Genomic DNA, 20,058 nt, shown 5'->3' on the forward strand with positions numbered 1-20,058 from the left:
ATTAAAGTTGAGGAATCCCTCATGTTTTGCGAGGATGGAGGTCACCGACCGTCGATCCAGCGACGGCAGGACCGAGGGACTCCACGTGACGATCGACACCCTGCACGCCACCAGCCACCCGACCGAGCGCCGCGGAGCCCTCGTCGATCGCATCCTGGCCGGCACGCCGTACGCGATCGGATTCGGCGGGCAGGGCAGTCCGTGGCTGGAGCCGCTGGCCTCACTGGTCCGCGACTACGCGCTGGACGCCGAGCTGGAGTCACTCGTGTCGCAGGCCGATGCGCTCGTGGCGCCGGTCGCCACGGAGCTGGCCCGCGTCGGGGTGGCCTTCGACCCGCTGGCCTGGGCGGACGTCCTGGCGTCGGCGGAGTCCGCCGAGGACGATGACGCGCCTGTCCTCCCGGGTGCCGAGGTGCTGGATGCCCCGGGCGCCTCGGTGCCGGGCATCCTGCTGGCCCAGCTCGCCGGGATCCGCGCACTGCGCCGTCAAGGCATCGACCCGCACGTCGTCGCGCCGGCCGCTGTGATCGGCCACTCCCAGGGGCACCTGGCCACGCAGTCGCTCGCCGGGGTGCCCGATGCTGAGCTGCTGGCCGTCGCGCGGCTCATGGGCGCCGCCGCCCAGCTGGTGGGACGCCGCCGCGGTCTGCTGGGTCAGACCATGCTGAGCGTCTCGAACGTCGTCCCCGAGCGCATCGACGCGATCCTCGCCGAGCTGCCGGCGTCGCTGCGCGTCGTGTCGCGCCTGCGCAACGGCCGCCGCAGCGTCGTGCTGTCCGGGCCGGCCGAGGGACTGCAGGTCGTCGAGGCGCGATTCGCGGAGATCTCGGCCGCGGAGAAGGCCGAGCGTGACCGCAAGACCACCGGCGGCTCCCCGTTCGCGCCGGTGCTGGAGCCGCTGCCGGCACGACTGGCCTTCCACCACCCGGACCTGGCGGAGGCCGCCGATCTCGTCGCGACCTGGGCCGCGGCGTGCGGGCTCGACGCGGAGGTGGCTCGCAGCCTCACGATGCACTCGATCGTCGACGCCGTCGACTGGGTCGCCGCGCTGGACGGCGCGGCGGACGCCGGCGCCTCCTGGATCCTGGACCTCGGTCCCGGCGACCTGATGACCCGGCTGTCGTCGCGCGAGCTGCTGGCCCGCGGCGCAGCCGTCATCGCCACGACGACCCGCCGCGGCCACCGCGAGCTGACGGCCGCAGGTGCGACGCCCCGTCTGTCGACGCCGTGGTCGGCCTACGAGCCCACCGTGGTGACCCTGCCCGACGGCACCTTGCACGCCGAGACCCGCTTCACCCGGCTCACCGGCAAGTCCCCGATCCTGCTGGCCGGCATGACGCCGACGACGGTCGACCCCCAGATCGTGGCGGCCGCGGCCAATGCGGGCTTCTGGGCCGAGCTGGCCGGCGGCGGTCAGGTCACCGAGGAGATCTTCGCCGATCACGTCGCCCAGCTGGACGAGCTGCTCACGGCGGGCAGCACCTACCAGTTCAACTCCCTGTTCCTTGACCCGTACCTGTGGAAGCTGCAGCTGGGGCAGAAGCGGCTCGTCCAGCGTGCGCGCGCGGCCGGTTCGCCGATCGACGGCGTCATCGTCACCGCCGGCATCCCCGAGCTCGACGAGGCGGTCGCCCTCGTGGAGGAGCTGCGCGAGGCATCCATCGCCCACGTCGTCTTCAAGCCCGGCACCGTCAAGCAGATCCGCCAGGTCATCGCGATCGCCAAGGAGGTCGCGCCGACGGCGGTGCACATCCAGATCGAGGGCGGCCGGGCCGGCGGCCACCACTCGTGGGAGGACCTCGACGACCTGCTGCTCGCGACGTACGGCGAGCTGCGCAAGCTCGACAACGTCGTGGTGTGCGTCGGCGGTGGCATCGGGACGCCCGAGGTCGCGGCGGCCTACCTGACCGGCGAGTGGTCGCGCCGTCACGGCTTCCCGCTCATGCCGCTGGACGGCATCCTCGTCGGCACGGCCGCGATGGCCACCCTGGAGGCCACGACGTCCCCGGCCGTCAAGCAGCTGCTGGTCGAGACCCGTGGCACCGGCACCTGGGTCGGTGCGGGCACCGCGAAGGGTGGCATGGCATCGGGCCGCAGCCAGCTCGGCGCCGACATCCACGAGATCGACAACACGGCGTCCCGCACCGGGCGCCTGCTCGACGAGGTCGCCGGTGACGCCGAGGCGGTCGCCGCCCGTCGCGACGAGATCATCGAGGCGCTGGACCGCACCGCCAAGCCGTACTTCGGTGATGTCGCCACCATGACCTACGCCCAGTGGCTGCGCCGCTACCTCGAGCTGTCCGGGACCCCCGCATGGCTCGACGTCACCCTGCGTGACCGTTTCGTCGCGATGCTGCAGCGGGCCGAGGCGCGCCTGCACGAGGCCGACCGTGGCCGCATCCCCACGCTGTTCGACGATGCCTCGAGCGTCGACGACGGCGCTGCCGCCCTGCAGAGGCTGCTGGACGTCTTCCCGCATGCTGAGGACGTCACGCTGCACCCGGGCGACGTTGCATTCTTCGTCGACCAGTGCCGGACACCGGGCAAGCCGGTCAACTTCGTGCCGGTGCTCGACCAGGACGTCCGCCGCTGGTGGCGCTCGGACTCGCTGTGGCAGGCTCACGACGCGCGGTACGCCGCCGACGAGGTCTGCATCATCCCCGGCACGGTCTCCGTGGCCGGCATCGACCGGGTCGACGAGCCCGTCGCCGAGCTGCTGCGCCGCTTCGAGGACGCCACGATCGACGGTCTGCTGGCCGCCGGGCGCGCTCCCCAGCGGGTCGCCGGACGCCGCCGCGTCGACGGCGCCGGTGAGATCCTCTCCCTCGTGCTGGCCGCACCCGATCTGGTGTGGGCCGGCCGAACGGTCCGCAACCCCGTCCACCGACTCGGCTCCGGGTGGGTCATCGTCGACGAACGGCGCGCGGAGCACCCCGAGACCGGTGCTGCCCTGCTGCAGGTGGGCGACCGCACCGCCGAGCTGTCGGTGCCGATGGCCCGGCCGCTCACGTTGCGCATCGACGTCGACGGCCCGGTGCTGACCGGCGCCGCGCCGGTCGTCAGCACGTCGAGCGCCGTCGAGGCGATGAGCTCGCTCGTGGCAGGGGCAGCCGGCGGCGACGTCCCGGTCGTCCACGCCGGCCGCGCGGCCGCGACCGTGGAGTGGGACCCGGACCTGATCGCCGACCACGCCGGCGTCACCGGCGCCGAGGTGCCGGTGCACCCGGTGCCGGACGTCCTGGTCGGGCTCGCCTGGCCGTCGGTGTTCGCCGTGCTCGGCGACGCCACGACGCCGGAGGGGCTGCCGGTCATCGAGGGCATGCTCGACCTGGTCCACCTCGACCACGCGATCCGCCTCACGGGCGAGCTCCCGGCCGCGCCGTCGCGGCTGGTCATCTCATCGGTCCTCGACTCGATCGAGGACACCGACTTCGGCCGCGTCGTGTCGGTCGACGTCACGGTCTCCGCGCCTGACGGCCAGGTCGCGACGTTGCGTGAGCGGTTCGCGATCCGTGGCCGCACCGGCGCCGGCCAGCTGTCCGACCCGGCGCGTGCGGGCGGGGCCCTGGGCGACGACGTCCGCGACACGCCGCGCACGTCCCGCGGCACGGCCACGCTGGTCGCCCCCTCGGACCTGCGTGCCTTCGCCGCGGTCACCGGTGACCACAACCCGATCCACACGAGCGTCGCTGCCGCCCGCCTCGCCGGGCTGGGCGCGCCGATCGTCCACGGCATGTGGATCTCGGCGGCGGCCCAGCAGATCGTCTCGGATCGCCGGATCACCGGCTGGACCACCCGCTTCCTGTCCCCGCTGGCACCGGGCGCCCCGGTGTCGGTGACCGCCGACCGGGTCGGCCTGGACGCCGGCGCCGAGGTTCTCGACGTCACTGTCCGCTCCGGCGGGGACGTCGTGATGTCCGCAACCGCCCGTCTGGAGGCACCGCGCACCGCCTATGCCTTCCCCGGCCAGGGCATCCAGCACCGGGGGATGGGCATGGCCGCCTACCAGCGCTCCAAGGCCGCCCGCGAGATCTGGGACCGCGCCGACGCGCACACCCGTGAGGCGCTCGGCTTCTCGATCCTGACCGTCGTCCGCGACAACCCGACGACCCTGGTGACGCGCGGCGTGACCCACCGCCACCCCGACGGTGTCCTGTTCCTGACCCAGTTCACGCAGGTCGCCATGGCCGTCCTCGGCGCGGCGCAGATGGCCGAGCTGCGCGAGTCGGGCGCCTTCGTCGAGGGATCGATCCTGGCCGGCCACTCGGTCGGTGAGTACAACGCCCTGGCCGCGGTCTCCGGCGTCATCCCGCTCGAGGCCGTCGTGGAGGTCGTGTTCCAGCGCGGCTCGGTGATGCACGCGCTCGTCCCGCGCGATGCCGCCGGACGCAGCAACTACCGGCTCGCGGCGATCCGCCCCTCGCAGATCGGTCTGACCGACCACGACGTCACGGCGTTCGTGGACGGCATCGCCGAGCGCAGCGGGGAGTTCCTGCAGATCGTCAACTACAACCTGAAGGACTCGCAGTACGCGATCGCCGGCACCGTCGCCGGTCTGGAGGTGCTGGAGACCGAGGTGGCCCGGTTGCGCGCCGAGCACGGGGGCAAGGCCGCCTTCATCCTGGTGCCGGGCATCGACGTGCCGTTCCACTCCACCGTGCTGCACGGCGGCGTGCCGGACTTCCGGGAGCGACTGCAGGAGCTGCTGCCCGCCACGATCGACCCGTCGATCCTGACTGGGCGCTACGTCCCCAACCTGGTCCCGCGGCCGTTCTCGCTGGACCGCACCTTCCTGCAGGAGATCGCCGACCTGGTGCCGTCCGAGCCCCTCGACGCGGTGCTGTCGGACTTCGCGACCTGGGCCGCGCGGCCCGGCGAGCTGTGCCGGATCGTGCTGATCGAGCTGCTGGCCTGGCAGTTCGCCAGCCCGGTGCGCTGGATCGAGACGCAGGACCTGTTCTTCGGCGCGGTCGAGGACGGCGGCCTGGGCGTCGAACGCTTCATCGAGATCGGCGTCGGCCAGTCACCGACCGTGGCCAACCTGGCCGCCTCGACGCTCAAGCTGCCGGGCCGCTACGGCCCTGCGGTGCAGGTGCTCAACTTCGAGCGCGACAACGCCGTCGTGTTCGGCACCGACGAGCAGCAGGCGGCCCACGAAGAGGAGGCGCCGGTCGTTGAGCCTGTCGAAGCGACGTCGGCTCCGGTCCCTTCGACAGGCTCAACAGGCGTTTCGACAGGCTCAACGGGCAGTGGACCGCGTCCCGCCGACCTGACCTTCGACGCGGCCGACGCCACCACGGTGCTCATCGCCTGGTGGACCAAGCTGCGGCTGGACCAGATCGGCGCGGCCGACTCGATCGAGTCGCTGTGCGACGGCGCCTCGTCGCGGCGCAACCAGCTGCTCGTCGACCTCGGCGGCGAGCTGGGCCTCGGCGCGATCGACGGTGCGGCCGATGCCGACCTCCCGACCCTCCAGGGTCAGGTCAAGGGACTGGCCCGCGGGTACAAGCCCTTCGGTCCGGTGCTGTCCGAGGCGCTGAGCGACCACCTCAAGAAGGTGCTCGGCCCGACGGGCAAGCGCCAGGCGTCGATCGCCGAGCGGGTCACCGACGTGTGGCAGCTCGGCGCGGGCTGGGCCAGCCACGTGCTGGCCGAGCTGGCGATGTCCAGCCGTGACGGTGCGAGCGTCCGCGGCGGTGACTTCGGCCCGCTGGGCGCGATGTCGTCGGCCGCCGACGTCGACGCCGCGGTCGACGCGAGCGTCCAGGCCGTGGCGGCGCGTCACGGCGTCAGCGTCGCGCTGCCGTCCACCGGCGGGGGAGAGGCCACGATCGATGCGGCCGCCCTCGGCGAGTTCACGGCGCAGATCACCGGGCCCGACGGGGTCCTGGCCTCGTCCGCCCGGCTCGTCCTCGACCAGCTGGGCCTGACCGAGGTGCCGTCAGTCGTCGAGCCCGATGCGGCCGACGCCGAGGTGCTCGCCCGGGTCGAGTCCGAGCTCGGCAGCGACTGGGCCAAGCTCACCGCACCTGCGTTCGACCCGTCCAAGGCCGTCCTGCTGGACGACCGGTGGGCCAGCGCCCGCGAGGATCTCGCGCGCATCGCGGTCGGCGAGACGATCGACGCGTCCTTCGTCGGCGCAGGCTCGGCCGTCGCGGCGCAGGCCACCTGGTGGGCATCGCACGTCGGCAGCGCCGAGCTGGCCGAGCGGTTCACGCAGATCGCGCAGGACGCCGCCGCGGCGACGTCCGGGCGCTGGTCCGACGAGCTGGCGGTCGTGACCGGCGCCAGCAAGGGCTCCATCGCGGCGGGCATCACCGCCGAGCTGCTGGCCGGCGGTGCGACGGTCGTCGCGACGACGTCCGGGCTCGACCCGGCCAAGCTCGCCTTCTTCAAGCAGCTGTACCGCAGCCACGCCGTCCACGGCGCCGCGCTGTGGATCGTGCCGGCCAACATGGCGTCCTTCTCCGACGTCGACGCACTGGTGGCCTGGATCAGCGACGAGCAGACGCAGACCCGGGCCGGGGCGACGACCGTGCTCAAGCCGGCCATGACGCCGACCCTGCTGTTCCCGTTCGCGGCGGGACGCGTCGCCGGTGACCTGACGGAGGCCGGCAGCCGCACCGAGGTCGACATGCGCATCCTGCTGTGGTCGGTCGAGCGCCTGATCGGCGCGCTGTCCGCGCACGGCCAGGACCACGACATCGACGCGAAGCTGCACGTCGTCCTGCCCGGCTCGCCCAACCGTGGCATGTTCGGCGGCGATGGCGGCTACGGCGAGGCCAAGGCGGCACTGGACGCCCTGGTCAGCCGCTGGTCGGCCGAGCGTACCTGGGGCGAGCGGGTCACCTTGGCCCACGCGATCATCGGCTGGGTGCGCGGCACCGGGCTGATGGGCGCCAACGATCCGCTGATCGAGGCCGTCGAGGCCGCGGGCGTCCGCACCTGGACGCCGCAGGACATGGCGGCGGCACTGCTGGAGACCTGCACCCCGTCGGCTCGTGCCGCGGCTCAGACCGAGCCGTTGACGGTCGACCTGACCGGTGGTCTGGGCGACACCCAGCTCGACATGCGGGCCCTGGCCGAGGGGCTGGAGCGGCCCGTGGCCGAGGCCCAGGACGAGGCCGGCACGATCGCGGCCCTCGCCCCGTCACCGGCCCAGCTCGACCGCGTCGAACAGCTCGCATGGGCCGCCGTCGACGCCCGTCCCGAGGACCTCGTGGTCATCGTCGGCGCCGGTGAGCTCGGGCCGTACGGCTCGGCGCGCACCCGCTTCGAGGCAGAGGTGTCCGACGAGCTGTCGGCCGCTGGCGTCCTCGAGCTGGCCTGGTCGACCGGCATGGTCAGCTGGGACGAGCAGGGCGGCGGCTGGTTCGACACCGCGACGCAGGACAAGGTGGACGAGGCCGATCTGGTCGAGCGGTACGAGGACGCGGTCCGCGAGGCCGTCGGCATCCGCCGCTACGTCGACGAGGGCGCGATGGTCGAGAACTCGGCCCCGCTGCTGACGTCGGTGTTCCTGGACCACGACCTCTCGTTCACGGTCGGCACCGAGGCCGAGGCACGTGCCCTGCGCGAGGCCGATCCCGAGCGCACCGTGATCTCGGCGGGCGCCGACGGCGACTGGACCGTGACCCGCAAGGCCGGCACCGAGATCCGGGTGCCGCGCCGCATGAAGCTGACCCGGACGGTCGGCGGACAGATCCCGACCGGGTTCGACCCGACGGTGTGGGGCGTCCCGGCGGAGATGGTCGAGTCGATCGACCGGGTCGCGCTGTGGAACCTGATCTGCACCGTCGACGCCTTCTTGTCCAGCGGCTTCACGCCGTCCGAGCTCATGCGCTGGGTGCACCCCGCGCTGGTCGCCAACACGCAGGGCACCGGCATGGGCGGGATGCAGTCCATGCAGTCGCTGTACATCGACACGCTGCTGGGCGAGAGCAAGGCCAACGACATCCTGCAGGAGGCGCTGCCCAACGTCATCGCGGCGCACGTCGTGCAGTCGTACGTCGGCTCCTACGGTGCGATGGTGCACCCGGTCGCGGCCTGCGCCACGACGGCCGTCTCGGTCGAGGAGGGTGTCGACAAGATCCGCCTCGGCAAGGCGCAGTTCGTGGTCTCCGGCGGCTTCGACGACCTGAGCATCGAGGGCATCGTCGGCTTCGCCGACATGTCGGCCACGGCGGACTCGGCGGCGATGCGCGACAAGGGCATCGAGGACCGGTACTTCAGCCGCGGCAACGACCGGCGCTACGGCGGATTCGTGGAGTCGCAGGGCGGCGGGACGATCCTGCTGGCCCGCGGCGACCTGGCCGCCCGGATGGGTCTGCCGGTGCTCGGGGTCGTGGCGTACGCCGGATCGTTCGCCGACGGCGTGCACACCTCGATCCCGGCCCCCGGCATCGGCGCACTGGCCGCCGGTCTCGGTGGTCAGCAGTCGGCGCTGGCGCGCGGCCTGGCCCAGGTCGGCCTGACCGCTGACGACGTGGCCGTCGTGTCCAAGCACGACACGTCGACCGGCGTCAACGAGCGCAACGAGTCCGAGCTGCACGAGCGACTGGCCTCGGCCATCGGCCGCAGCGACGGAAATCCGCTGTTCGTCATCTCGCAGAAGACCCTCACCGGTCACGCGAAGGGCGGCGCGGCTGCCTTCCAGATCATCGGCCTGTGCCAGGTGCTGTCCGGGGGAGTGGTTCCGCCGAACCGCAGCCTCGACTGCGTCATGGACGATCTGGCCGATCACGAGCACCTGGTGTGGCTGCGCGAGCCGCTGCCCACCGGTCAGCTCAAGGCCGGGCTCGTCACGAGCCTCGGCTTCGGTCACGTCGCCGGCCTGCTGGCGATCGTGCACCCCCAGGCATTCCTCGCGACCTTGCCGGCCGCGGACCGTGATGCGTACGCAGAGCGTGCGCAGGCCCGTGCCATCGAGGGCCGGATGCGGATCGTCCGGGCGATGTACGGGGGCCCCTCCCTGTACGAGCGCCCGGCCGACCGGCGTCTGGGCAGCGAGGGAGTGCGGACCCGGGAGGCAGGCATGCTCCTGGACCCGCAGGCACGACTCGGGGAGGACGGCGCCTACGACGGCGTCGCGTGCCGGTGACGGTCGTCGGCGTCGGTGTCGATCTGGTCCACGTTCCCTCCTTCGCGGACCAGCTGGCACGACCCGGCACCGGCTTCCACACCGGCTTCCTCCCCGGGGAGCGACGTGATGCGCGGAGTCGTCCCTCCGACTCCGCGCGTCACCTCGCGGTCCGCTGGGCCGCCAAGGAAGCGGTCATCAAGGCCTGGTCGGCGTCGATGTTCGGGGAGGCGCCGGTCATGTCCGAGCACGTCCACCACCTCATCGAGGTGGTCTCGGACGCCTGGGACCGTCCGAGCATCCGTCTGCACGGTGAGGTCGCCAAGCACCTGGACGGGCACGACGCCCAGGTGTCGCTGAGCCACGACGGCGACTACGCGATCGCCTACGTCGTGCTCATCCGCCGGTAGCGGGGCGCCGGGTCGATGGCCTCCAGGCCGTCGTGGGCCGCTGACAGCGGCGCACCGGCGATCGCGAGGGCGACGGCTCCCAGCACCTCGGCCCGCGCGCCGAGCTCACCGGCGACGACGGGGACCAGCGCCTCGTCCGTCGGCGGGACGCCGCGTCGCAGCGTCTCACCGATCCCGTCCAGCAATGCGGTCCCGGCCGCGGCGGTGCGGCCGCCGATCACCACGAGATCGGGATCCAGCATCGTGCACACCCCGGCCAGTGCGGTGCCCACGGCCCGTCCCGCGTCAGTGACGAGGCGCAGCGCCCCGGGATCGCCCGCGCGGCAGGCCGCCAGCACGTCGTCGAGCTCTGCCGCCTGGCCGCCGGGGCGTACCGGCATGGCCGAGACGAGGGCGCCGGCACCCGCCACGGTCTCCAGGCAGCCCCGGTTGCCGCAGCGGCACACCCGGCCGCCCGGCGCGACGACGACGTGGCCGAACTCGCCGGCGACGCCCTTGGCGCCGAAGTAGGGCCGGCCGTCCAGGAACAGACCTGCGCCGACCCCTTCGGCGAGCATGACGTAGACGAGGTTTCGCGTCGTCCGGGCCGCCCCGAAGAACCGCTCCGCCGTCGCGCCGAGGTTGGCGTCGTTGCCGACCTGCACCGGGACGCCGAGGCGCTGGCCGACGGCGTCGGCGACGTCGATGTCGTGCCAGGTCTCCAGCATGTCCGGCCCATGGTGGGGCAGGGTCGGAACGGGGGAGGAGATCGCCACGCCCGCGCCCAGCAGCTCCGCACGGGCGGTGCCGGCGTGGTCGAGCAGCTCGCTGGTGGCGTCCTCGACGAAGGACAGGGCCGCGTCGGCGCGGTGGTCGACGTCGAGGTCGACGAGCGTCTCGGCCAGGACCGTCCCGGCCAGATCGGCCAGTGCGAGCCGGATGCCGTCGTGGCGCAGGTGGATGCCGAGCACGGCGCCGCCGCTGGGCTCCAGCGTCAGCCGCGTGGGCGGACGACCGGTCTGGCCCGCCGGCGGGACGCCGCCACGATCGGTGCTCTCGGACAGGACGCCCTCTGCGAGCAGCTCGTTGACCAGGCTGCTGACGGTCGTGCGGGACAGCCCGGTGGCGCGCACGATGTCGACCCGGCTCGTGGCGTTGCCGGACTGGACCGCTCGCAGCACCAGCCCGCGGTTGCGGCGGCGCAGCGTCTCGAGGGATCCGGGAGCGTTCACGCGCGTCATGCTACTTCGGCCGGGGTGCGGATGAAGATGCTTCGAATTTCCGCGGAGTTAATCCTTGACGCGGATTAAGTACCCAACCTAGGTTCGAATGACGCCGCGGGGGCGTGACCATCAGGGCCATGTCACGGCGTCATCGAGGGGAAGCACCAGCATGAGACGACAAGTCCTGGCTGCCGCAGTGGTGGCCGCGCTATCGGGGACGGTGGCCTTCCAGGCCGTCACGACGGCCTCAACGGCATCGAGCTCGAACGACTCGCGTGATCCGATCTACCTGAACACCCGGTACTCGCCGGAGGAGCGCGCCGCCGACCTCGTGTCGCGCATGACGCTTCAGGAGAAGGCCAGCCAGATGAACAGCAGCCGGGCCGCGGCGATCCCGCGGCTGGGAGTCGCTGCGTACGGCTGGTGGAACGAGGCAGCCCACGGCGTCGCCCGCGAGCAGACCACCGACAACAGCAATCCGCCGATCCTGACCAACACGACGTCCTACCCCGTGTCGCTGTCGCTGGGCTCGACCTGGAACCCGCAGCTGATGTACGACGAGGCGAGCCTGATCGGCGACGAGGCCCGCGACGTCGTCCAGGAGAACCAGCGCGACCTCGACTTCTGGTCGCCGACCGTCAACCTGGGTCGCGACCCCCGCTGGGGACGCAATGACGAGACGTACAGCGAGGATCCGTACCTGACCACCGCGATCGCGTCCAAGTTCGTCAACGGCATGGAGGGCAAGGACGAGAACGGCAAGCTGCTGCGCTCGGGCCGGGGCTACCTGAAGACCGTCACGACGCTGAAGCACTTCGCGGCCAACAACAGCGAGTTCAACCGTCGCAACGGCTCCTCGGACATGGACGACCGCACGCTGCGCGAGTACTACACGGCGCAGTTCCGAGGCATCGTGAAGAAGTCGCAGCCGGGCTCGATCATGAGCTCGTACAACCGCGTCAACGGGACCCCGGCCGCGGCCGACGTCTACCTGATCGACACGCTGGCCCGCAAGACCTTCGGTTTCAAGGGCTACTTCACCTCCGACTGCGACGCGATCTACGAGATCCAGGCCGGGCACAAGTGGCAGCCGCCGGGATTCCCGCGGCCGCTGAACGAGATCGAGCGGCATGCGTTCGCCAACAGCGCCGGTGAGGACCTGGACTGCAACCAGGGCTATCACGACCAGTACAACTACGGGAACACCGTGCCGACCGCGGTCGCGCAGGGCATCACGACGCAGACGGGTCTGTACACCGAGAACGACGTCGACGTGTCGGTCGTCCGGCTGTTCACCGCCCGCATGCGCCTCGGTGAGTTCGACGACGAGTCGAGGGTCCCGTGGGTGCGTGAGGCCCGCAGGCGCCTCGCGCCCGGCACGTGGACCAACAGCGACGCCAACGGCGCCGTCACCCAGACGCCCGAGCGACTCGCGATGGCCCGCAAGGCCGCCGACGAGAGCCTCGTGCTGCTGAAGAACGACGCGGTGAAGGGATCGGGCAAGAAGGCCGGCACCCTCCTGCCGCTGCAGGTTCCCCGCAAGGGTGCGTACAAGGTCGCCGTCGTGGGGCCGTACGCCAACCCCGAGTCGATGTACCTCGGCGGCTACAGCAGCATCCAGGGTGCAGCCGGCAAGGCCAACCACGTCAACGGCTTCCAGGGCATCTCGAAGGCCGTCAAGGCCATCGACCCGCAGGCCACGGTGGACTACCTGCCGGGCCTCTCGGGCGATCACAACACGGTCATCGCGGAGGACGTCGCCAAGGTCAAGGGCTATGACGCCGTCGTGGTCTACGCCGGCACCGACAACAAGACCGCGGACGAGGACACCGACCGCAAGTCGCTGGCCCTGCCCGGTGCGCAGGCACAGCTCATCGAGCAGGTCGCTGCGGCCAACCCGCGCACGGTGGCCTACCTGGAGACGATGGGCCAGGTCGACGTCGAGTCGTTCAAGTCCGAGGTCCCCGCGATCCTGTGGAGCTCCTACAACGGTCAGCGCAAGGGTGAGGGCCTCGCCGATGTGCTGCTGGGCCGCCACAACCCGACCGGGCACCTCCCGTTCACGTGGTACCGCTCGGTCGACCAGCTGCCGGACATCGCCGACTACAACATCCGCCCCACCGCGACGACCCAGGGACGTACGTACCAGTACTTCACCGGCCCCGTGTCGTACGCATTCGGGCACGGTCTGGGCTACTCGTCCTTCCGCTACTCCAAGGTCCGGGTCGACCGGTCCTCGGTGGATGCCAACGGCCGCGTGACGGTCACCGCCAAGGCGACCAACACCGGTCGGGCGACCGGGACGGACGTCGTGCAGCTGTACGCGGCGACGCCCGACTCCAAGCCCTCGCTGGAGCGTCCGATCAAGCGGCTGGCCGGTTTCGACCGGGTCACGCTGAAGCCCGGGCGCAGCGCGACGGTGCGCATCAAGGTCAAGATCGCCGACCTGGCGTTCTACGACGAGGCGCGCAGCCGGTACGTCGTCGACCAGGGCCGGTACGACCTGCAGCTCGCGTCGTCGGCCAAGGACGTCCTGGGCCGCGCGACGACGCGGGTGCGAGGCACGCTCGACGCGGTTCCGTCCGTCGTCACGGCGAACCCGCACACGGCGAAGGACGCGGCGCGGGACATCCCGCAGCGGGTGTTCTTCACCAAGGGTGACGTGATCGACCCGCAGCTGACCGTCACGCTCAGCGACGACCGGATCTTCGGCCACGTCACGAAGGGCAAGAGCGTCGCCCTCCCGGCCGGCATGAGGGTGTCGTACCGCAGCAACCGTCCGGACGTCGTCGACGTCACGCGCCGCGGGGCCGTCAGGGCCACCGGCAAGGGCGTCGCGACGGTCACCGCCACGGTCCGCTACCACGGAAGGAGCAGCACCGGCACCTTCGTGGTGCACGTGGGCTAGCGCCCGCAGCCGGACGGCCCGTGACGGTTTACCACGGTCCCTCCGCAAACCGCGTCCGCCCGAGGGAAATTTCCCTCGGGCGGACGTGGTTTGCCGCGGGTGGACGAGCAGGCGTCAGACGATCGTCGTCCTGTTGCGGCGATAGAGCCTGCGGGACCGTTCCCGTCCCTGCTCGATCCGGGCGGCGGTCGCCGCCTGGCGAGCCGCCGACATCTCTGCCCACGTCCATCGCGTCATGCCGAGCTGCTGATCCCGAACGAGGTCCTCGCGTGCCTTCTCGTCGGTCAGCACCTGGCCCACGTCGGAGACGTACGGGTTGAGGCGCCCGTACTTGACGAGTCCGTCGAACTCGCCGGTGTGGCAGTCGTCGATCCAGGCGAAGTCGGTGCGTGCGATCAGGCGCCCGTCCGGGCCGACGATCTCGCGTTGGAGCTCGGGATGCGGGATCCGGTGGCGCCACATCATGTGGAGCGAACGGACCTCGCCCACGGTCTCGAGCCGCGGGTCCGCCATGCGGATCGCGAGCCGTGCCGTGCGGGTGCCGGGCCAGTGGTCGAAGCGGTGGCCGTCCTCCTCGAGGTCGGCGTGCGAGACCTCGCCCGTCCGCATCGCCGAGGTCGCCAGCACCATGCCGGTCTCGAGCGGCGACAAGCTGCACGCCTCGAACACCGCGCGCTTCGGGGAGCTGACGAGGCGCCCTCCGACGGTGACGACGTCGTCCCGGTCGTCATCCACCACGCCTTCGTGGAAGACGACCCCGGCCTCGCGCCGGCCGCGGCGACGGTCCAGGCGGGTGACGTGGACGTCCCTGAGGTCAGCGCCGTACAGATCGAATCCGAGCAGCGCTGCCGCGGACTGATGCGTCGCCACGACCTGAGGACCGAGCTTGTCGAGGATGGACCGTGTGATGACCGCGTGCTGCTGGGACTCGGTCATCAGGTCCCACCCGCGCTGAGGGACGTACGTGCCGTGACGGACCCGGCGCAGGACGCCGGCGCGCATGGCCTGCCGGATCATGGCATCGCTGTAACCGAGGTCGTTCAGCTGGTGCCGCATCAGGTAGCCGCCGTTCGCCTCGGCGATGACAGTGAGATCGTCCATGGGGCCACGGTGGGCGATCGCAGGCCGGCTGCGCCGGTGACGGCGTACGTCCTGTGGACGGCTCGATCCATTCTCCGACCTGGGGATGACGCATCCGCCCAGGGCAAACCACGTCCCCCCACCGGAGATTTGCCACGGGCGGACGCGGTTTGCGGAGGGACCGTGGTAAACCGCCTCCCGGGGTCAGGTGCGTTCGGCGCTGAGGAGGTAGGCGGCGAGGAGGCGCTTGAGCTCGATGATCGACTCGCTGTGCTCCTGGCCGTCGCGGATCGAGAAGTTCAGCATCGAGTACACGACGTGGACGAGCACCTCGGCCATGATGGTGCGTCGTTCGCGGGGGGTGCCGGGGGTCAGTGGTGCCAGGGCGCGGGCCACCTCGCCGGCGAGCTCGCGCTCCGTGACGGCCGCGGTCGCCCGGGTGGCAGGCGTGGACTGCACCGCGAGCCACACGGCCCGGCGCGACGGATCATTGACCCACAGCGCCGCCATGTGGTCGATGAACCGGTCCAGGAACTTGAGCCAGTCCAGCGACGGGATCGCCTCGGCGAAGCTGTGCAGCTCCTGACGGACCGCGACGGCGTCCACCCGGTCGAGCTCGCACACGATCACGTACTTGTTCTGGAAGAACTGGTACAGCGTGCCGATCGGGAGCTCCGCCCGGTGGGCGACCTCCTCGCAGGTGAACGACTCGAAGCCGACCTCGAGCAGCAGCTCGCGGGCCACCAGCAGCAGGTGGTCGAACTTCTTGTGGCTGCGCTCCTGGGTCGGGCGGCGCCGGGGTTCGAGGATCTCGGCCGTCACGGGCGCCACCCTAGCGTGAAGCGGCCAGTCCTGCGTCGATCAAGGGCACGATCATGTCCCCGATGCCGTCGAACCCGGTTCCCACGGTCTGCCCGTGGGAGTGCCGGTAGTGGATGCCCTCGAGGATCACGGCGAGCTTGAAGAAGGCCAGCGACTGGTGGTAGCCGATGTCGCTGACGTCCCTGCCGGAGCCCGCGGCATATCGCTCGATGGTCTCGTCCCGGTTCAGGTAGCCGGGCGCGCGAGGGGCGTCCGTCACCACGGCGCCGCCGCCGTCCGTGGCCGTCTCGCCCAGCTGCTGGTAGGCCAGCATCAGGGCGACGTCGCTGAGCGGATCGCCCAGCGTGCTCATCTCCCAGTCCAGGACCGCGGTGACCTGGTCCTGGTCGTCGACCAGCACGTTGTCGAGACGGAAGTCGCCGTGCACGATCGTCCCGTCGCCGGACTCGGGGACGTTCGCGTCCAGATGGGCCACGAGCTCGTCCATGCCGGGCAGCTCGCGGCTCGTGGACGCCGCCAGCTGCTTCTTCCAGCGCGAGACCTGGCGCCCGATGTAGCCATCGGGACGTCCGAACTCGCCCAGCCCCACCGCGCGGTAGTCGACCGCGTGCAGGTCCACGAGCGTGTCGACCATCCGGCCGGTGATGTCGCGGGTGCGCTGCTCGCCGAGCTTCTCCAGCTGCGCGGCGCGGGCGTACGGCGTGCCGTCGACCCGTTCCATGACGTAGAACGGGGCGCCGATGACCTCGGTGTCCTCGCACAGCGCCACCATGGGCGGGACGGGGACGTCGGTCGGCGCGAGCGCCGCCATGACGCGGTACTCGCGCGCCATGTCGTGGGCGGTCGCGAGCACGTGCCCCAGGGGTGGACGCCGCACCACGTAGTCGTGCGTCCCGTCCGTGACCAGATAGGTCAGGTTGGACTTGCCGCCGGTGATCAAGGACGCGTCGAGCGGGCCGCTGACGGCATCGGGGGCGACGGAGGCCAGCCAGCGTCCGACGGCTGCGGTGTCCAGGCCCTGGGGATCGGTGCTCATGTCAGTCCTTCGGCCCGCCGGCGACGTAGATGACCTGGCCGGACACGAAGCCGGCACCCTCGCTGACCAGGAAGGAGGCGGTGTGCGCGATGTCCTCCGGCTGGCCGACGCGCTGGACCGGGATCTGGTCGGCGCTGAACTTGATGAAGTCGTCGAACGGCACCTTCATGCGCTCGGCGGTCGCCGCGGTCATGTCGGTCTGGATGAAGCCCGGAGCGATGGCGTTGGCGGTGATGCCGAACTTGCCCAGCTCGATCGCCAGCGTCTTGGTGAAGCCCTGCAGGCCGGCCTTGGCCGCCGAGTAGTTGGCCTGGCCACGGTTGCCGAGCGCCGAGGTGCTGGACAGGTTGACGATGCGACCGTAGCCCGCCTCGGTCATGTGCTTCTGGGCGTACTTGGTCATCAGGAACGAGCCGCGCAGGTGCACGCCCATCACCAGGTCCCAGTCCTCGACCGTCATCTTGAACAGCAGGTTGTCGCGGAGGATGCCGGCGTTGTTGACCAGCACCGTGGGGGCGCCGAGCTCGGCGGCGATGCGCTCGATGGCTGCCTTGACCTGCTCCTCGTTGCTGACGTCGGCGCCGACGGCGAGCGCGGTGCCGCCGGCGGACGTGATGGCGTCGACGGTCGCGGCGCACGACGACTCGTCGAGGTCGACGACGGCGATCTGGAAGCCGTCGGAGGCCAGGCGCTGCGCCACGGCTGCACCGATGCCGCGGGCGGCTCCGGTCACGATGGCGGTACGGGGTTCGGTCACGGTGTTCTCCTCGAGGGCGCGCGATCTAAGCGCTTGCTTAGTAGGACGTTCCGAACGTTATCGCACGATGGGCGCGGGGGCGAGGTTCTGCGACGCGCGGATCAGCAAAATATGAGGGATTCCTCATCTTTGTGTATAGTTGAGGAAAACCTCATGTTTAGGAGTTCGTGTGTCGAAGCTCGATCGCCCCGTGGTCGCCGAGACCACCGCACCGACCGGCCAGCGCACGGTGCTCACGCAGCGCCGTGAGGACCGGTTCGCCCGCGTCGAGCCGAAGGGCAAGCGCGTCCACACCGCGCGTGAGCGCGCCGAGATGCTCGTCGACGAGGGCTCCTTCGTCGAGATGACGCCGATGCGCTCGGCCGGGGCGGGCACCGGCAGCGGTGTCGTCGCCGGGTGGGGGACGACCGACGGCCACTCCGTCGTCGTGGTCTCGCACGATGCCGCCGTCGCCTCAGGTGCGATCGGTGCGGTCATGGCCGAGAGCATCCAGAAGGCCCAGCGGTTCGCGATCGACAAGGGCTACCCGATCGTCTACATCAACGACTCGGGCGGAGCCCGCATCCACGACGGCATCTTCGCGCTGCACGGATGCGGCGGGATCTTCGCGCTGAACATCGAGGCGCAGAGCCGCATCCCGCAGATCTCGCTGATCCTGGGGCCGTGCGCGGGCGCCGCGGCGTACTCGCCGGCCCTCACGGACTGGACGATCATGGTCAAGGAGCAGGGACAGATGTTCCTGACCGGGCCCGACATCGTCAAGGCCGCGACGGGCGAGGACGCCACTGCCGAGGACATCGGTGGTTCCGCGCTGCACACCAAGGTCAGCGGTGTCGCGCATCTCGAGGTCGACAGCGAGCAGGAGGCGTTCTACGCGACCCGCCTGCTGCTGTCGTTCCTGCCCACCCACAAGGGTGGAGCGCAGAAGCGCCACGACCCCGTGCCGGCCAATCCCGGTGCCGCCGCGGCGCTGCCGACCCTCGTCCCGGAGAAGTCCAGCGTCGTGTTCGACATGAACAAGCTGCTCGACGGGGTGCTGGACAACGGCGCCCGGCTCGAGCTGATGCCCGAGCACGCGCCGAGCATCCTGACCCTGTTCGCCCGGCTCGACGGTCACGCCGTCGGCGTCCTGGCCAACCAGCCCAATGCCCGCGGCGGGATCCTGGACTCCAAGGCGTCGGTCAAGGCCGCCCGCTTCGTGGAGTTCTGCGGCCGCTTCGATCTTCCCGTCCTCACATTCGTCGACGTGCCGGGCTTCCTGCCGGGCACCGTCGAGGAGGGGCGAGGCGTCATCACGCATGGCGCCAAGCTCCTCAAGGCGTACGTCGAGACCAAGAGCCCCAAGCTCACGGTCGTGGTGCGCAAGTCGTACGGCGGCGCGTACATCGCGATGGGATCGGCGTCGCTCGGTGCCGACGCCAACTGGGCGTGGTCGAACTCCGAGATCGCCGTGATGGGTCCCGGCGGGGCCGTCGCGCTGCTGCACCGGCGCGCCCTCAAGGAGGCCGAGGAGCCGACCGTCCTGCGTGACCAGCTGGCCGCCGTGTACCGCGAGGAGGTCGCCCGTCCGTATCTCGCTGCGGAGGCCGGCATCGTCGACGACGTCATCCACCCCGAGGAGACCCGCGAGCGCATGGTCGCCGCGATGCGCATGCTGACCCACGGATCGGCGGTCTGATGCACACCGCACGGGCCGAGATCGTCTCGAACGTCTGGAAGATCGTCGCCCGTGAGGGTGACCAGGTGGGGCCCGGGGACACTCTGGCCATCCTGGAGTCGATGAAGATGGAGATCCCGCTGGTCGCGCAGGTGGGCGGCCACGTCAGCAAGATCCTGGTCGAGCTCGGCCAGATCGTCCAGGAGGGCGATCCGGTCGTCGAGATCGACGAGACCGCCAGCGCCTGAGCGGTGTCTGCCATCATCGGCGGGTGCCAATCACCGACGCCGTCGTCCATGAGATCGCGATGCGCTGGGCGGACATCGACTCGCTCAACCACGTCAACAATGTGGTGTACGTCGACTACGCGTCCGAGGCGCGGGCCGTGCTGGGGGAGGCTGTGGCCGACGCCCCGGTCCGGAGCATGTCCGTCCGGTTCCTGCAGCCGCTCCTGCTGAGCAGGGAGCCGGTGGCGGTCGCCTCCGCCGTCGACGGCGCCACGGTGACGCAGCAGATCCGCCGCCGCGGTTCCGACGCCGTGTTCGCCGAGATCCGGACCGAGCTCGGCGCGCTCCGGCCGATTCCGCCGCACCCGGCCGGCGGGATGCCCTTCGCGATGGCGGTCCGCCGCAGCGACCTGGACCAGAGCGGGAACGTCAGCCTGCCGAAGCTGTTCCAGCTCGTCCAGGAGCTTCGCATCCTGTTCGTCTCCGAGCAGGTGCAGCAGATGCAGGCCGGGCGCTTCGTGGTCGGGACCGTGGCCGTCGAGCAGGCCCGACCGGTGCCGTGGCGCGCCGAGCCGTACGCCGCACGAGCCCGGCTCACCCGGGTCGGAGCGGGCTCGATCACGATCGAGTCCGAGATCCTCGACGAGGACGCCGTGCTGGTGCGCTCGACCTCGGTGATGGTGGGCTTCGACGCCCAGCACCAGCGGTCACGCCGCCTGGACGATGACGAGCGGGCGATCTTCGAGGCGACCCTCGACGCCTCCTGACCATCCGGTGGGACGGGAAAATCTGGTTTCGTCCGGGGGACAGGAAAATCTGGTCTCGTCGGCACCGTCGCTGACAGGACCAGATTGTCTGGTCGAAAACCGGCGCGGCGGAC

11 protein-coding genes are annotated in these 20,058 nt (G+C 71.0%); 6 read left to right on the forward strand and 5 right to left on the reverse strand.

Going from position 1 to position 20,058, the window contains the following annotated elements; all coding sequences use genetic code 11:
• The first annotated feature begins 85 nt into the window (after positions 1-85).
• Both NQV15_RS05190 and acpS read left to right on the forward strand, forming a co-directional pair.
• On the forward strand, positions 86-9,100 hold the full coding sequence (locus tag NQV15_RS05190; protein ID WP_232398539.1) for a type I polyketide synthase: 9,015 nt from the start codon (positions 86-88) through the stop codon (positions 9,098-9,100).
• Complete coding sequence (acpS, locus tag NQV15_RS05195) at positions 9,091-9,489, forward strand: holo-ACP synthase AcpS (protein ID WP_232398540.1); 399 nt, start codon at positions 9,091-9,093, stop codon at positions 9,487-9,489. The genes NQV15_RS05190 and acpS overlap by 10 nt, the downstream gene beginning before the upstream one ends.
• On the opposite strand, the gene NQV15_RS05200 is transcribed toward acpS, so the two are convergent.
• Positions 9,465-10,700, reverse strand: coding sequence for an ROK family transcriptional regulator (locus tag NQV15_RS05200; RefSeq protein WP_232398542.1), 1,236 nt, complete (start codon positions 10,698-10,700; stop codon positions 9,465-9,467). The genes acpS and NQV15_RS05200 overlap by 25 nt on opposite strands.
• Positions 10,701-10,860: 160 nt before the next feature.
• Here NQV15_RS05200 and NQV15_RS05205 point away from each other — a divergent pair, with 160 nt between their 5' ends.
• Positions 10,861-13,599 carry a glycoside hydrolase family 3 C-terminal domain-containing protein gene (locus NQV15_RS05205; RefSeq protein ID WP_232398543.1) on the forward strand — a complete coding sequence of 913 codons (2,739 nt, stop codon included), beginning with the start codon at positions 10,861-10,863 and terminating at the stop codon, positions 13,597-13,599.
• A gap of 114 nt (positions 13,600-13,713) precedes the next feature.
• On the opposite strand, the gene NQV15_RS05210 is transcribed toward NQV15_RS05205, so the two are convergent.
• The 4 genes from NQV15_RS05210 to fabG all read right to left on the reverse strand — a co-directional run bounded on the left by NQV15_RS05210 (position 13,714) and on the right by fabG (position 17,294).
• Positions 13,714-14,700 carry a type IV toxin-antitoxin system AbiEi family antitoxin domain-containing protein gene (locus tag NQV15_RS05210; RefSeq protein WP_232398545.1) on the reverse strand — a complete coding sequence of 329 codons (987 nt, stop codon included), beginning with the start codon at positions 14,698-14,700 and terminating at the stop codon, positions 13,714-13,716.
• 183 nt (positions 14,701-14,883) lie between these two features.
• A complete protein-coding gene (locus tag NQV15_RS05215; protein WP_232398546.1) occupies positions 14,884-15,501 on the reverse strand; it encodes a TetR family transcriptional regulator in 618 nt (205 codons plus the stop codon).
• Between the two features lie 10 nt (positions 15,502-15,511).
• Positions 15,512-16,537 (reverse strand): phosphotransferase family protein, encoded by a 1,026-nt coding sequence (locus tag NQV15_RS05220; protein WP_232398547.1) that lies wholly within the window; start codon positions 16,535-16,537, stop codon positions 15,512-15,514.
• Position 16,538: 1 nt separating this feature from the next.
• Complete coding sequence (gene fabG / locus NQV15_RS05225; protein WP_232398548.1) at positions 16,539-17,294, reverse strand: 3-oxoacyl-ACP reductase FabG; 756 nt, start codon at positions 17,292-17,294, stop codon at positions 16,539-16,541.
• Positions 17,295-17,463: 169 nt separating this feature from the next.
• On the opposite strand from fabG, the gene NQV15_RS05230 reads away from it, so the two are divergent.
• Genes NQV15_RS05230 through NQV15_RS05240 form a run of 3 tightly spaced genes read left to right on the forward strand, consistent with a single transcriptional unit; the run spans position 17,464 to position 19,945 of the window.
• On the forward strand, positions 17,464-18,972 hold the full coding sequence (locus NQV15_RS05230; protein ID WP_232398549.1) for an acyl-CoA carboxylase subunit beta: 1,509 nt from the start codon (positions 17,464-17,466) through the stop codon (positions 18,970-18,972).
• On the forward strand, positions 18,972-19,199 hold the full coding sequence (locus NQV15_RS05235; RefSeq protein WP_232398550.1) for a biotin/lipoyl-binding carrier protein: 228 nt from the start codon (positions 18,972-18,974) through the stop codon (positions 19,197-19,199). Before NQV15_RS05230 ends, NQV15_RS05235 begins: the two co-directional genes overlap by 1 nt.
• Before the next feature lie 23 nt (positions 19,200-19,222).
• The gene (locus NQV15_RS05240; protein WP_232398551.1) at positions 19,223-19,945 is read left to right on the forward strand and encodes an acyl-CoA thioesterase; all 723 of its coding nucleotides are present in this window, start codon (positions 19,223-19,225) and stop codon (positions 19,943-19,945) included.
• Positions 19,946-20,058: the final 113 nt, after the last annotated feature.

This window comes from Aeromicrobium wangtongii (genome assembly GCF_024584515.1).
GTDB lineage: Bacteria > Actinomycetota > Actinomycetes > Propionibacteriales > Nocardioidaceae > Aeromicrobium > Aeromicrobium wangtongii.